Source organism: Streptococcus oralis, from assembly GCF_003943825.1.
GTDB lineage: Bacteria > Bacillota > Bacilli > Lactobacillales > Streptococcaceae > Streptococcus > Streptococcus oralis_CD.
In genome coordinates, this window is sequence record NZ_RJNJ01000003.1 from 163,952 (window position 1) to 176,997 (window position 13,046).

Genomic DNA, 13,046 nt, shown 5'->3' on the forward strand with positions numbered 1-13,046 from the left:
TTTTTATTTTTTGAAAAATTTACTTGCGACGCGAAGAGCTGACAAGCCTGCACCTGTTTTGATGGTCTTTGAACCAGCAGATGAAGCTTTTTTGCCTAAAACACGCGCATGTTGGTTGAGGTCAGAAACTGACTCAGACAAGTCTGCCACCGCCGTAAAGAGTGGATCAATCGTCGCAACTTTGATATTGATATCGTCTGCTAACACATTGACCTTAACCAACAATTCATTAGTCTGATGCAAGGTAACGTTCACATCTGAGCTCAACGTTTTGATGGTTTTCTCTGTCTCATCAATCATACGACCTGCTTTTTGAATCGTGATTGTCAAATAGACTAAACAGACAATCAAAGCAATCGCAACAAGTATATATGCTACTTCTAACATTTATTTTTCCTCCTCTGTATGATAGAAAGGGGCTTTCTTTCGATTTTGATAAAGTATGATAAAAATACCGAGTCCGATAAGGATAACTGATAACCATTGGGAAACTCGCAGACCAAAGAACATGAGACTATCCGTCCGCATCCCTTCGATAATCATACGACCAAAGCCATACCAAATCAAGTAGAAAGCAGTGATATGACCACGTCTGATTCCCTTCAATTTTCGTCTAAAAATCAGAATCAAAGCAAATCCAATCAAATTCCAAACCGACTCATATAAGAAGGTCGGCTGACGGTAGCTACCATCGATGTACATCTGGTCACGGATAAAGCCCGGCAAATAATCCAGACTATCTACTGCTGCACCGTAGGCTTCTTGGTTAAAGAAGTTCCCCCAGCGCCCTAAACTCTGGGCAACCATGACGCTCGGTGCTGCAATATCTAAGAAATCCCAAGTATTGATCAGCTTTCTATCTGCAAAGATATAAAGGACAATAGCGCCCGCTATCAAACCTCCGTAAATGGCCAAGCCGCCATTCCAGATGGCGATGATTTCACCTGGATTTTGCAGATAATAATCTAAGCGAAAGAGTACGTAGTATAGCCTAGCACCTAAAATAGCTACAGGAAAAGCAATCAGGATAAAATCCAAAATATCATCTGATAGGATTTTCTTTTTAGGAGCTTCTTTCATGGCAAGGTAGACTGCCAGAACCAAACCAGCTACAATACACAAAGCATACCAACGAATAGCAAAGGGACCAATTTCAAATGCGACTGGATTAATCATGTTTCACCTCATTTTGAGCGATTAGATTTGTCAAGCGTTCTTCAAATAAACGTGTCGCATCAAAGCCCATTTCTTTAGCACGGTAGTTCATGGCAGCCGCCTCAATGACAACGGAGATATTTCGTCCTGTTTTTACTGGGATGCGGATACGCGGAATCGTTACACCAGAAACTTCGAGTTCTTCGGCATTGTTTCCTAGACGGTCAAAGGTCTTATGCGTATCGTAATTTTCTAGATAAACTGCTAGCTGAACTTGTGAAGAATCTTTTACGGCACTTGCACCATAGAGACTCATGATATCGATAATCCCAACTCCACGAATCTCAAGTAAATGTTTCAAGATTTCAGCAGGTTCGCCCCAAAGAGTCATCTCATCCTTAGAATAAATATCTACACGATCGTCAGCTACTAGACGGTGTCCACGCTTCACAAGTTCAAGACCTGTCTCGCTCTTACCGATACCGCTATCTCCTTGGATCAAGACACCCATGCCATAGATATCCATCAAGACACCATGCACACTGGTACGTTTAGCCAAACGGGAATCAAGGTAGCTGGATAACTCTCCAGATAAACGACTGGTTGCTGTTCGACTGGTTAAAATCGCAATCTTGCATTCCCTAGCAGCCCTCAACATTTCCTCTGGTACCACCAGGCCACGGGCCACGATAACCGCAGGTGTTTCAGGTAGAAACATTTTCTTCAAAACTTGATAACGGTTCTGGGCAGGCATGGCAACTAAATAGGACCACTCCTTCATCCCTAACAGCTGAATCCGTTCTGGTGTATAGTAATCAAAATAGCCCGTCATTTCAAGACCAGGTCTCATAATGTCCGCAGTATTGATTTCTTTTTCAAGTAATTCGCCTTCACCATAGACAATATCTAGTCTGAGTTTTTCAATGACATCTCTTACTAAAACCGACATAATTTCCTCCTTCAATCGAGTTCTCCTTACTATTATATCAGATTGTAGTTGGAAGTTTCCTTTTTTTGCAGGATTTACAGTATTTATTTGATGTTACTTGGGAAAAGATTTAACTAGGAAGTCTTTTCGTACGCTTTCAAATTAACCGAGACAAATCTACTGCAAATCGGTCAACGTCTATCACCAAATCCCTTCCAGATTTTTCTAAGTAAATTCTTGGAAAACCTTTTGTTAACATTCTGTTTGCATCAGCCATATCTTGAGGATAGGTATAGAACTGTTGACCTTGTGGAAACTGATTTTGGACTTGCCATTCTTCAAACTCCTTCAAAAAAGTCTTATGAGATGGCATGCTGACTTCTTCGAACAAGGAATGGTCAAAAAATCGTATCAATCGATATAGACCATGAATCTCATCCGCAAAGCACTTATCAATTTTTTCATAGGGGTAACCTCGTCTCTGATAAGCTTGGCATAAGTTTTGTAAGGACTCACTTAATGCAACTGCATCTTTTCTTGCCAAACTTATAAAATACCGAACAGAAAATTCTTCCATACCAGTTCGTTTTTTCTTCCCTAAAAACTGTTGTGCACGCAAGAGCGACTCGGATAATCTTTCTTCATCTTGATAATAAAGAGCGTATAAAAGATTCATCACATTTTCCGGATAATAGGTTCCTTTCAACAAGGGTAAATCTATGAGGATGAATGATGGAATGACTGAAAAATCGTTACAAGCAAAAGAGGTAAACAAGCCTTTCAAAATTCCATCTGTGTAAATGGTTCCACTTGCTAACAAACCGCCTCTCATCAACTCAGTTCTTCCTGTTTGCCATAGCGCGTTGTTTAACTGTGTATAATCCCCATCTAAAAACGCCGCATAATAGGCAAAATATTGAATATCATCTAACAATAAGCTACTGTACAATTTTACCCTTAAAACCTTGTCAGACAATACTTTTGAATCGGTTAAGTATTCTTCAAAAATTCTTTTGTTTGACTCTTCAAATTCCTTCCAATCTATCGGATCAGCACAATAACCCCAATCTTCCAAGTGATTTTCACGCATCTTTTGATATTCTTTTATATACTCTTTCATAAGAATTTGTTCCTCTAAATACTATGCAAAAAAAGACTAGACAAGTCTAGCCTTTCATTTCAAATTAGAATTTTTTACGTTTACGAGCTGCTTCTGATTTACGTTTACGTTTTACAGAAGGTTTTTCATAGAATTCACGTTTGCGTGTTTCTTGAAGAGTACCAGCTTTAGTAACCGCACGTTTGAAACGACGAAGTGCATCGTCAAGAGATTCATTCTTACGTACTACTGTTTTAGACATTTTTTTCACTCCCTTCAAGTTCAAGATCTATTCCATTTTACACGCAAAATGAATATTTGTCAAGGGAAAACTGCCATAAACTTATATTATCTTCCCTTTTCTTTTTAAAAGGGACAACGTATTAGAATAGATGTCATAATAGCGAAAAAAAATATTTTAATCCTGTTCAGAAACAACTTTTATTTCTTTATCATTTACAATAACAGCTTGTGAATTGTTCATTCGCAATAAGTCGAGCTGATTTTTATAGGTTTCAAAGGTCTTCTTGCTACTATCAGTAAAAGGCTCCTCACCATAATGTGGAAGGATGTAAAACTCCACTTCATTCAATCCCGTTGTATCCGATAACTCTTTCGCTACCGTCTTGTCATCCATGAGCTTATTGTAGTCAACATCCTTGGCGGTAATGATAGCCCCTGCTGATTCTCCCACATAGATCATCCCATCTCTTATTTGTTCTTTGATAAGAGATAGGAGTTGCTTTTTCTTTAATTCTTGTAATAAATAAAAGGTATTCCCGCCAGAGATATAAAGAATTTTGCTTTGGAAAATCTTTGCCTGTACAGTTTCTCGATCACAAGAAGCAATATCTAGAACCTCTATCTCAAATCCTAAATCTTTGAATGTTTGCTGAGCCTCATCGATATAGGCAATATAATCCTCTTTGTTCCCAGCGGTAGGAATAAATAAAACCTTGTTTTCTAGATTCTTTTCCTTTGCATAATCGCTAAAAAGCTTTTTGACTCCAGCAAAGTATGAACATAAAAATAATTGTTTCATGACTGTACCTCCATTAATATTTAACAATTTTATAAAGGATCCACGATCCCTTTCTTTGACTAGTTACAAGCTCAAAGCCTACTGATAACAAGAATCGTCTAAATGCTTTCTCGCTTTTCACCTCTGGTAAAAAGTAAGACAACTTGTTATATTCACAAGCCAGTAAGATCATCCCGTCTGATTTTAGTATTCTTTGAAGTTCCATAAAAGAAGCCTCTAGGTCCTGCCAATGAAAATGAGTTTGAAAGGCTGTGATTAAATCAAAACTTTCATCAGAAAAACCTGTCTTCCTAACGTCTCTTCGTTCAAAATTTAGATTAGTCATCTCTACCTGTCTGGCTTGAGCTACTGCAGTATCTGAAATATCGATTCCAGTTACGGTACTTTGCGGAAAGGTTTCTTTCAGCAGGATGGTTGAACGGCCGTTCCCAACTCCTACATCTAAGATTGCAGGGTAAAATGTCCTATCCAGATGACGAATTGCCCATACAAACATGGGGAGATAGGCTCTATTCCACAATTTCATCATTCGTTTTCCTAGAAAACCTGAAGGGTTCTTTGATTGCTGAATGAGACGACAAAACAGTAACATTAAAAATAAAAAGCAAATAAAACCGATTATATAAATCAAAGTCGAGCCTCCCCGTATAGCTATATTATACCACTTTAGTAGAATTGTGAATAATTGATGCAAAATAATTAAACGATTTTCAAACTAATTACCAAAAAGAGAGAACCAATTGGTTCTCTCTTTCTGTTAGACTGACATCTTCTTAGATGGCAATGAATCTGGTCATTTCAATCAAGTATCTAAAACAACTTACTAGATGACTTTCGCCAATAATTATTCTTCCTCAGATTTTCTTCTTTGAGCTAGAGAAATTAATCCCATACCTGATAAAGCAGCCAATAGACCAGCTGTCAAGTGAGATGTCTCCTCAGAACCCGTATTTGGAAGAGTTTTAGCAGTTCTTTCTTCTGTGATGCCTTGTTGTTCTAGATTTTCAACTACAGGAAGTTCTACTACTGTTGGAGTATAGAATCCTGAAATGATATTTCCATTGCGATCTTTACGGATCACTTTCACACCTTTGGCTTGTCCTACAAAGTTTGCCTCAGGGGTAAAGGTGACGGTGCCATCTGGTGAGATTACATAAGTTCCTTCACCTGGAACGACTTTTTCAGTTGTTCCATCTTCAAAGGTTGGCGGAACTGTCAGATCGACATCACCTGTAAAGTTTGGTTTACCAGTCTGAGTTTGACCTTTAAGACCTTCTGATGTCGCATCACTCACTTGTGTTTGTCCAAGGACAGTTGGTGTGTAATGAGCAATAACTACATTTCCATACATATCCAGACGTTTCACAACCAATCCTTTAGCTGTACCAACAAAGTCTGGTTCTGGAGTAAAGGTAATCTTACCATCTTTATCAATTGTATAGCTTCCTTCACCCGGAACAATCATAGTCGTACTACCATCCTCAAAGGTTGGTGGTACAGTCGGATCGATATGTCCTTCAAACACTGGCGTTGCCACTTGTGGTTGGCCTTTGGTTCCTGTAGAAGTCGTGTCATGACCAGTAGATGGATCGACAACTGTTGGACGATAGCTTGCAGTAACTGGAGTACCGTTCTTATCCTTGCGGACAATCGTTACACCTGTTCCTTTTCCTACAAAATTAGCTTCTGGAGTGAAGGTAACGGTGCCATCTGGTAAGATTGCATAAGTTCCTTCACCTGGAATCACTTTTTCAGTTGATCCATCTTCAAATGTTGCTGCCACAGTTTCATCGATTGGAACAAGCGGATTACCACCTTCAAATGTTGGCGTACCCGTTTGAACAAGCCCCTTAATGTTAACTGAAGAAGTATCTTTACCAGTTGGTGTTACTTTCGTAAACTCTGGACTGTAGGTCGCAGTGACTGGGGTACCGTTCTTATCCACACGTTTCACTGTAACTGGATCTGGGTTTCCGACAAACTGTTTGTCTGGGGTGAAGGCCACTGTTCCGTCTGGTGCAATCGTGTAGGTTCCTTGACCCGGAATAGACTTCTCTTTGCTTCCATCTTCGAAGGTTGGCTCTACTGTTTCATCAATTGGAACCAATGGGTCGCCACCTTGGAAGGTTGGAGTACCAGTTTGTGGAAGTCCTTGAGGACCTGTGCTCGTTGCGCCAGTTCCAGTTGGGGTTACTTTCGTAAACTCTGGACTGTAGGTTGCAGTAACTGGGGTGCTATTCTTATCTACGCGTTTGACTGTGACTGGATCTGGGTTTCCGACAAACTGCTTGTCTGGTGTGAAGGTCACTGTACCATCTGGCGCAATCGTGTAAGTTCCTTGACCTGGAATCACTTTTTCCTTGCTTCCATCTGCGAAAGTTGGCTCGACTGTTTCATCGATTGGAACCAATGGGTCGCCACCTTGGAAGCTTGGAGTGCCCGTTTGCGGAACACCTTGAGGACCTGTGCTGGTTGCGTTAGTGCTGGTTGGAACTACTTCTTTCACTACTGCTTGGTACTTAACAGTAACAGGAGTTCCGTTGGCATCCGCTCGAGTCAATTCAAGCTCTGGTGTTTCACCCTTGAACTGTTTATCTGGTGTGAAAGTTACCTTGCCGTCTGCGTCCACTTCGAACTTACCAACATTTGGCACTTCCTTCACAGTTGTACCATTGTCAAATAGTGGAGTTGAATAAGCTGGGAATGGAACAGAATCATGGCCTGGCGTGAAGGTCACTTTACCTTCTTGGACCTGACCTTGCAGACCTTCTGTCTTATCACCTGTTCCAGTTGGAGTCACCTTAGTAAACTCTGGACTATAAGTCGCAGTTATCGGGGTGCCATTCTTATCTACACGTTTGACCATGACTGGATCTGGGTTTCCAACAAACTGTTTGTCTGGAGTGAAAGTTACAGTTCCGTCTGGCGCAATTGTGTAAGTTCCTTGGCCTGGAATATTCTTTTCCTTGCTACCATCTTCGAAAGTTGGCTCTACTGTTTCATCGATCGGAACCAGTGGATTACCACCAGCAAACGTTGGAGTCCCGGTTTGTGGAACACCCTGAGGGCCTGTGCTTGTTGCGCCAGTTCCTGTTGGTGTTACTTTCGTAAACTCTGGACTGTAAGTCGCAGTAACTGGGGTGCCATTCTTATCTACGCGTTTGACTGTGACTGGATCTGGGTTTCCGACAAACTGCTTGTCTGGTGTGAAGGTCACTGTACCATCTGGCGCAATCGTGTAGGTTCCTTGACCTGGAATAGTCTTTTCCTTGCTTCCATCTTCGAAGGTTGGCTCAACTGTTTCATCGATTGGAACCAGTGGATGACCACCAGCAAACGTTGGAGTCCCGGTTTGTGGAACACCCTGAGGGCCTGTGCTTGTTGCGCCAGTTCCTGTTGGTGTTACTTTCGTAAACTCTGGACTATAAGTTGCAGTAACTGGGGTGCCGTTCTTATCCACACGTTTGACTGTAACTGGATCTGGGTTTCCAACAAACTGTTTGTCTGGGGTGAAGGTCACTGTTCCATCTGATGCAATCGTGTAAGTTCCTTGACCTGGAATAGATTTCTCTTTGCTTCCATCTTCGAAGGTTGGCTCAACTGTTTCATCGATTGGAACCAGTGGATCACCACCTTGGAAGCTTGGAGTGCCCGTTTGTGGAACACCTTGAGGACCTGTACTTGTTGCACCAGTTCCTGTTGGTGTTACTTCTTTCACCGCCGCTTGGTACTTAACGGTAACAGGAGTGCCGTTGGCATCCACTCGAGTCAATTCAAGTTCTGGTGTTTCACCCTTGAACTGCTTGTCCGGAGTGAAGGTCACTTTGCCTTCTGCGTCCACTTCAAACTTACCAACATTTGGCACTTCCTTCACAGTTGTACCATTGTCAAATAGTGGAGTCGAATCAGCTGGGAATGGAACTGAGGCATGGCCTGGCGTGAAGGTCACTTTACCTTCTTGTACCTGACCTTGAAGTCCTTCTGTCTTATCACCTGTACCAGTTGGTGTTACTTTCGTAAACTCTGGACTGTAAGTCGCAGTGACTTCTGTACCATTCTTATCCACACGTTTGACTGTGACTGGATCTGGTTTACCAACGAACTTCTTGTCTGGAGTGAAGGTCACTGTACCGTCTGGCGCAATGGTGTAAGTCCCTTGGCCTGGAATAGATTTCTCTTTGCTTCCATCTTCGAAGGTTGGCTCAACTGTTTCATTGATTGGAACCAGTGGGTCACCACCTTGGAAGCTTGGAGTACCTGTTTGCGGAACACCTTGAGGGCCTGTGCTTGTTGCGTTAGTGCTAGTTGGAACTACTTCTTTCACCACCGCTTGGTACTTGACAGTAACAGGAGTTCCGTTGGCATCCACACGAGTCAATTCGAGCTCTGGTGTTTCACCCTTGAACTGTTTATCAGGAGTGAAGGTCACTTTTCCGTCTGCGTCCACTTCGAACTTACCAACATTTGGCACTTCTTTCACAGTTGTACCATTGTCAAATAGTGGAGTTGAATAAGCTGGGAATGGAACAGAATCATGGCCTGGCGTGAAGGTCACTTTACCTTCTTGGACCTGACCTTGCAGACCTTCTGTCTTATCACCTGTTCCAGTTGGAGTCACCTTAGTAAACTCTGGACTATAAGTCGCAGTTACCGGGGTGCCATTCTTATCTACACGTTTGACCATGACTGGATCTGGGTTTCCAACAAACTGTTTGTCTGGAGTGAAAGTTACAGTTCCGTCTGGCGCAATTGTGTAAGTTCCTTGGCCTGGAATAGTCTTCTCTTTGCTTCCATCTGCGAAAGTTGGCTCAATTGTTTCATCGATTGGAACCAGTGGATCGCCACCTTGGAAGCTTGGAGTACCAGTTTGTGGAAGTCCTTGAGGGCCTGTGCTGGTTGCGTTAGTCCCTGTAGGTGTCACTTTAGTCACTGTTGGGGTATAAGTCGCAGTGACTGGAGTTCCATTCTTATCTACCCGTCTAACAGTTACTGGAGCTGGAGTTCCAACGTACTTCTTATCCGGCGTAAAGGTAATAGATCCATCTAGATTGATGCTGTATTCACCCACACCTGGAACTGTTTTTGTTGACTGACCATCTTCGAAAGTCATTGGTTTCGTATCATCAATTGGAACCAATGGATTGCCTTCTGTGAAGGTTGGGGTACCCTTTTGCGGTTGACCTTGGATACCTGTGCTGGTTGCGTTAGTGCTGGTTGGAACTACTTCTTTCACTACTGCTTGGTACTTGACAGTAACAGGAGTTCCATTGGCATCCACACGAGTCAATTCAAGCTCTGGTGTTTCACCTTTGAACTGTTTATCAGGAGTGAAGGTCACCTTACCATCTGCGTCCACTTCGAATTTACCAACATTTGGCACTTCCTTCATAGTTGTACCGTTGTCAAATAGTGGAGTTGAATCAGCTGGGAATGGAACAGAGTCATGGCCTGGAGTGAAGGTCACTTTACCTTCTTGGACCTGACCTTGTAGACCCTCTGTCTTATCTCCCGTACCAATTGGTGTTACTTTCGTAAACTCTGGACTGTAGGTCGCAGTAACTGGAGTGCCATTCTTATCCACACGTTTCACTGTAACTGGATCTGGGTTTCCAACAAACTGCTTGTCTGGAGTGAAGGTTACTGTACCATCTGATGCAATCGTGTAAGTCCCTTGACCTGGAATAGACTTCTCTTTGCTTCCATCTTCGAAGGTTGGCTCAACTGCTTCATCGATCGGAACCAGTGGGTCACCACCTTGGAAGGTTGGGGTACCTGTTTGTGGAACACCTTGAGGACCTGTGCTGGTTACGTTAGTGCTAGTTGGGGTTACCTTAGTCACTGTCGGTTTATAATGTGCTCGGTAAGGAACACCGTTAGAATCATTTACTTGAACAGTAACTGGGTCCGGGGTACCAACAAAATTTTTGTTAGGTTTGAAAGTGACTTGACCAGTGTTAGGGTCTAACTCATAAGTTCCAACTGACTGACCATTGGATGTAGCAGGAACTGAGTTACCAGTAATAGGTTGGCCGTTAGCATCCACAAAGGTCGCAGGGCGTGAAGCATCTGGAGTCACTGGCGTTTTAGCTGGATCGCCATCATTAAAGATTAGATTTTTGTTTTGTTCTTGGCCTTGAACACCAGTCGATTCATATGTTGGTATCTTTCGAACAGTAGGAATGTAGCGACCATCCATATTGTTCAAAATGTCATTCTTATTTGGATTTGATGCATCAGTTGATTGCCAGTTAGTTGATGAACCGTTTGAGTCTGTACGACGAATATTAATCCCTTCAGCAGTTCCTATGAAGTCAGCATTTGGTGTGAACACTACATCGATATCATCACCATTAGCAGTCACTACATAGGTCCCTTCAGGACGCACATAAGTATTGCCGTTTGTTGGAGTCAATACATTCCCTAGATTATCCAAAATCTGTGGCGCTTGGCTACTCATGCTAGCATTAGTTACAAAGTCTGAACGATCTGGTCCTTTAGGTGTGAAGTGAACTGTAGCATTTTGTGTTTCACCTTGAAGACCAGTTGTTTCTTTCTTTTCACCTTGAGGTGGATAAGTACGACGAACCAACATATCCTCTACTTCACCACTAAATGCCATCCCGGTAGGCTTCTCAATATCACCTGCATTAGTCGCAATACGCACACGCATTCCAAGTTGGTCAACTAATCCACCACTAAGACTCGGAATTGCATTAAATGTTAAAGTGTGATCTCCATTAGCAGTTATTTCTTTAACTACGCTGCCTTCATTATCATCAAATTTCCCGTTATTATTGAAGTCCACCCATGCTTTGACATATGCTTTAGCATTACCATTTGGATTAGCCTTAATCTTAAGAGTATAAGTGCCATTCTTAGCTTTATTTAAATCCAAGAGGTCGTTAGTATTGCTATATTGATCAGCAGTTAGCAATTGCTGTGAACCTTCATCTGAAACATCCTCACGATCATCAGAAGTCCAGTTATTTTTAGAATCCACATCGATATCTGCTTCTGTAGAACCTAAGTAAGGTTGCTTTATTTGAGCATTTGTTATCGAATCGCGTGTAGAGATAGTATGGTGAGCTTCACCGTAACTTTCTGGCGCATCACCACCATCAACTACCAAGAATCCCATCATAAGTGCCTGTTGCCCTGCGGTCGCAACATAAAAACCTACCTCAGAAGCCCCACGGGTCATTACAACTGGCACTGCTTTACTTGCTGAAACAATTGGTCCAAATACTTGACTACCCAGACCACCTGTAACTGTATCAGGACTCAAAAACTTATTCCAATCGATAGTCTTATCTTTTAGGATGAGTAGACCACCTCTTGTTGTCTTATCAGCCTGCTTAACAAGTTCTTCAGTCGTAACAGTGTAAGGACCTTTTGCACGAGGACCTTTCATCCATTCTCCTACGTATTCCCAACCTTCACCGTTAGTGGTAAAAATACCATATTCACCAGGGTTAGCATCTTCTCCATCAGCCATAACAACTGCTGGTTTTACTTTTTTTCCACGATAAGTGGCTTCTATTTTAAATTTAACCCCCCAGTTTACACCATCAACTGGTACGATAATTTGAGTTTTATGGCCTTTTGTATCAAAACCTTGTCCACCAATAGTACTCCATTTATCTTGTGGTTGACCTGATACAGGAGGGGGAGTTTTTCCATAATCTTTCCAGTTTTTTAAATAACTGTTTGTTGCATTTGGATCATAAGTTCCAGCAGATGAAGTTCCTTCCACACGCTTTTTATAAATTTCAGTAGCGTGGAATGGTTTAAGCTCAGTAACTGTCAAGTTAACTACATAACCAGGCGAAATTTCCTTCGTATAAGTAGTTCCAATCTTAAACCCTCCCTGAGGATCTAAGTTTTTCAAGCTTGCTGTATCAGAGAAATCAATCCAGTTAATTTGTTTTGCTAATTGTGTACTTTCTTTCTTCTCTGATTCAGACAATTCTGGTTTAGATGTACGTGGTACAGGAGTCGCATCGTCCGCACCTGCATAACTAGCTGGTGCAACTGAAGTTACCTGGGTATCACGACGAACTCTACGTGAACGTGTAGATTGTTCAGTAGCACTAGACGTCTCAGTAGGTTCAGCAATTATTGGAGCAACTGCAGTTTCTGGTTTAGCACTCTCTGTAGATTTATCTTCTGGAGAAGTAACTGGTTTCTCAACAGGAGACTGTGATGTTTCAGAGATAACCGATTGGTCATTGTTCTTTTTATCAGCAGGCTCTGCTCCAGAATTTGAAGTTGCTGTTTCTTTAGTTGGTTGAGAGGATTCTACTACAGATGGTGTTTCAGACTTTTCTGATGTTTTAGAATCTGTAGCTGATATAGAAGTCCCCGTTGTTTTATCAAGGTTTGTTTTAGCTACCTCGTTTAAAGAGTTTGTCTCACTTGTCTCATCAGCACTAACTTGAGAAGCTGTTCCCAAAAGGACTAAAGTGGACAAGAGCACAGAACAAACACCTACATTTAGTTTTCGAATAGAAAACTTATGAAGGCGTGGATTAAATAAATCTTTCCCCATTATAATCTCCTTAATTATAATTTTATAACTCAGAATATTATACAACTTTTTTTATAGCTTCGCTACTAAGTAAACTTAAAAAATTTTAGTTATTATTGAAATTATGAAAGGAAAAACAACATATACTTGGCTTCAATCGTTATATTGTTATATCTTTTACTGCGTTAAAATTTATATAATTTCTTTATTCAAATATTTTATAGATTAAATAAAACTAGCAAAATTTCACTTCTAGCTTATAAGCATCAAAAAACCACTCACTACAAAGAGCAAG

The 13,046-nt window shown here is 41.5% G+C and carries 8 protein-coding genes; all 8 read right to left on the reverse strand.

Annotated elements, in window-relative coordinates; all coding sequences use genetic code 11:
* Window positions 1-3: 3 nt before the first annotated feature.
* A complete protein-coding gene (locus D8863_RS03940) occupies window positions 4-387 on the reverse strand; it encodes a DUF948 domain-containing protein (protein WP_000895033.1) in 384 nt (127 codons plus the stop codon).
* On the reverse strand, window positions 388-1,176 hold the full coding sequence (gene lgt, locus D8863_RS03945) for a prolipoprotein diacylglyceryl transferase (RefSeq protein ID WP_000609709.1): 789 nt from the start codon (window positions 1,174-1,176) through the stop codon (window positions 388-390). It lies immediately after the preceding gene.
* Window positions 1,169-2,104, reverse strand: coding sequence for an HPr(Ser) kinase/phosphatase (hprK, locus tag D8863_RS03950; protein WP_000115190.1), 936 nt, complete (start codon window positions 2,102-2,104; stop codon window positions 1,169-1,171). The genes lgt and hprK overlap by 8 nt, the downstream gene beginning before the upstream one ends.
* Before the next feature lie 136 nt (window positions 2,105-2,240).
* On the reverse strand, window positions 2,241-3,203 hold the full coding sequence (locus D8863_RS03955; RefSeq protein ID WP_125441142.1) for a hypothetical protein: 963 nt from the start codon (window positions 3,201-3,203) through the stop codon (window positions 2,241-2,243).
* Between the two features lie 64 nt (window positions 3,204-3,267).
* Window positions 3,268-3,444, reverse strand: a complete 177-nt coding sequence (gene rpsU, locus D8863_RS03960) for a 30S ribosomal protein S21 (RefSeq protein WP_000048054.1) — start codon at window positions 3,442-3,444, stop codon at window positions 3,268-3,270.
* A gap of 156 nt (window positions 3,445-3,600) precedes the next feature.
* A complete protein-coding gene (locus D8863_RS03965) occupies window positions 3,601-4,224 on the reverse strand; it encodes a Type 1 glutamine amidotransferase-like domain-containing protein (RefSeq protein ID WP_125441143.1) in 624 nt (207 codons plus the stop codon).
* A 13-nt stretch (window positions 4,225-4,237) separates the two neighbouring features.
* On the reverse strand, window positions 4,238-4,855 hold the full coding sequence (locus D8863_RS03970) for a class I SAM-dependent methyltransferase (RefSeq protein ID WP_125441144.1): 618 nt from the start codon (window positions 4,853-4,855) through the stop codon (window positions 4,238-4,240).
* A 213-nt stretch (window positions 4,856-5,068) separates the two neighbouring features.
* Entirely contained in the window at window positions 5,069-12,772 is a 7,704-nt protein-coding gene (locus tag D8863_RS03975) for a GEVED domain-containing protein (protein ID WP_125441145.1), read from the reverse strand.
* Window positions 12,773-13,046 lie beyond the last annotated feature (274 nt).

What these genes read in the sequence shown, in the direction of transcription:
- D8863_RS03940 (WP_000895033.1), bottom strand. Translation starts at nt 387, where the DNA reads ATGTTAGAAGTAGCATATATACTTGTTGCGATTGCTTTGATTGTCTGT.
- D8863_RS03955 (WP_125441142.1), bottom strand. Translation starts at nt 3,203, where the DNA reads ATGAAAGAGTATATAAAAGAATATCAAAAGATGCGTGAAAATCACTTG.
- D8863_RS03965 (WP_125441143.1), bottom strand. Translation starts at nt 4,224, where the DNA reads ATGAAACAATTATTTTTATGTTCATACTTTGCTGGAGTCAAAAAGCTT.
- hprK (WP_000115190.1), bottom strand. Translation starts at nt 2,104, where the DNA reads ATGTCGGTTTTAGTAAGAGATGTCATTGAAAAACTCAGACTAGATATT.
- D8863_RS03975 (WP_125441145.1), bottom strand. Translation starts at nt 12,772, where the DNA reads ATGGGGAAAGATTTATTTAATCCACGCCTTCATAAGTTTTCTATTCGA.
- lgt (WP_000609709.1), bottom strand. Translation starts at nt 1,176, where the DNA reads ATGATTAATCCAGTCGCATTTGAAATTGGTCCCTTTGCTATTCGTTGG.
- rpsU (WP_000048054.1), bottom strand. Translation starts at nt 3,444, where the DNA reads ATGTCTAAAACAGTAGTACGTAAGAATGAATCTCTTGACGATGCACTT.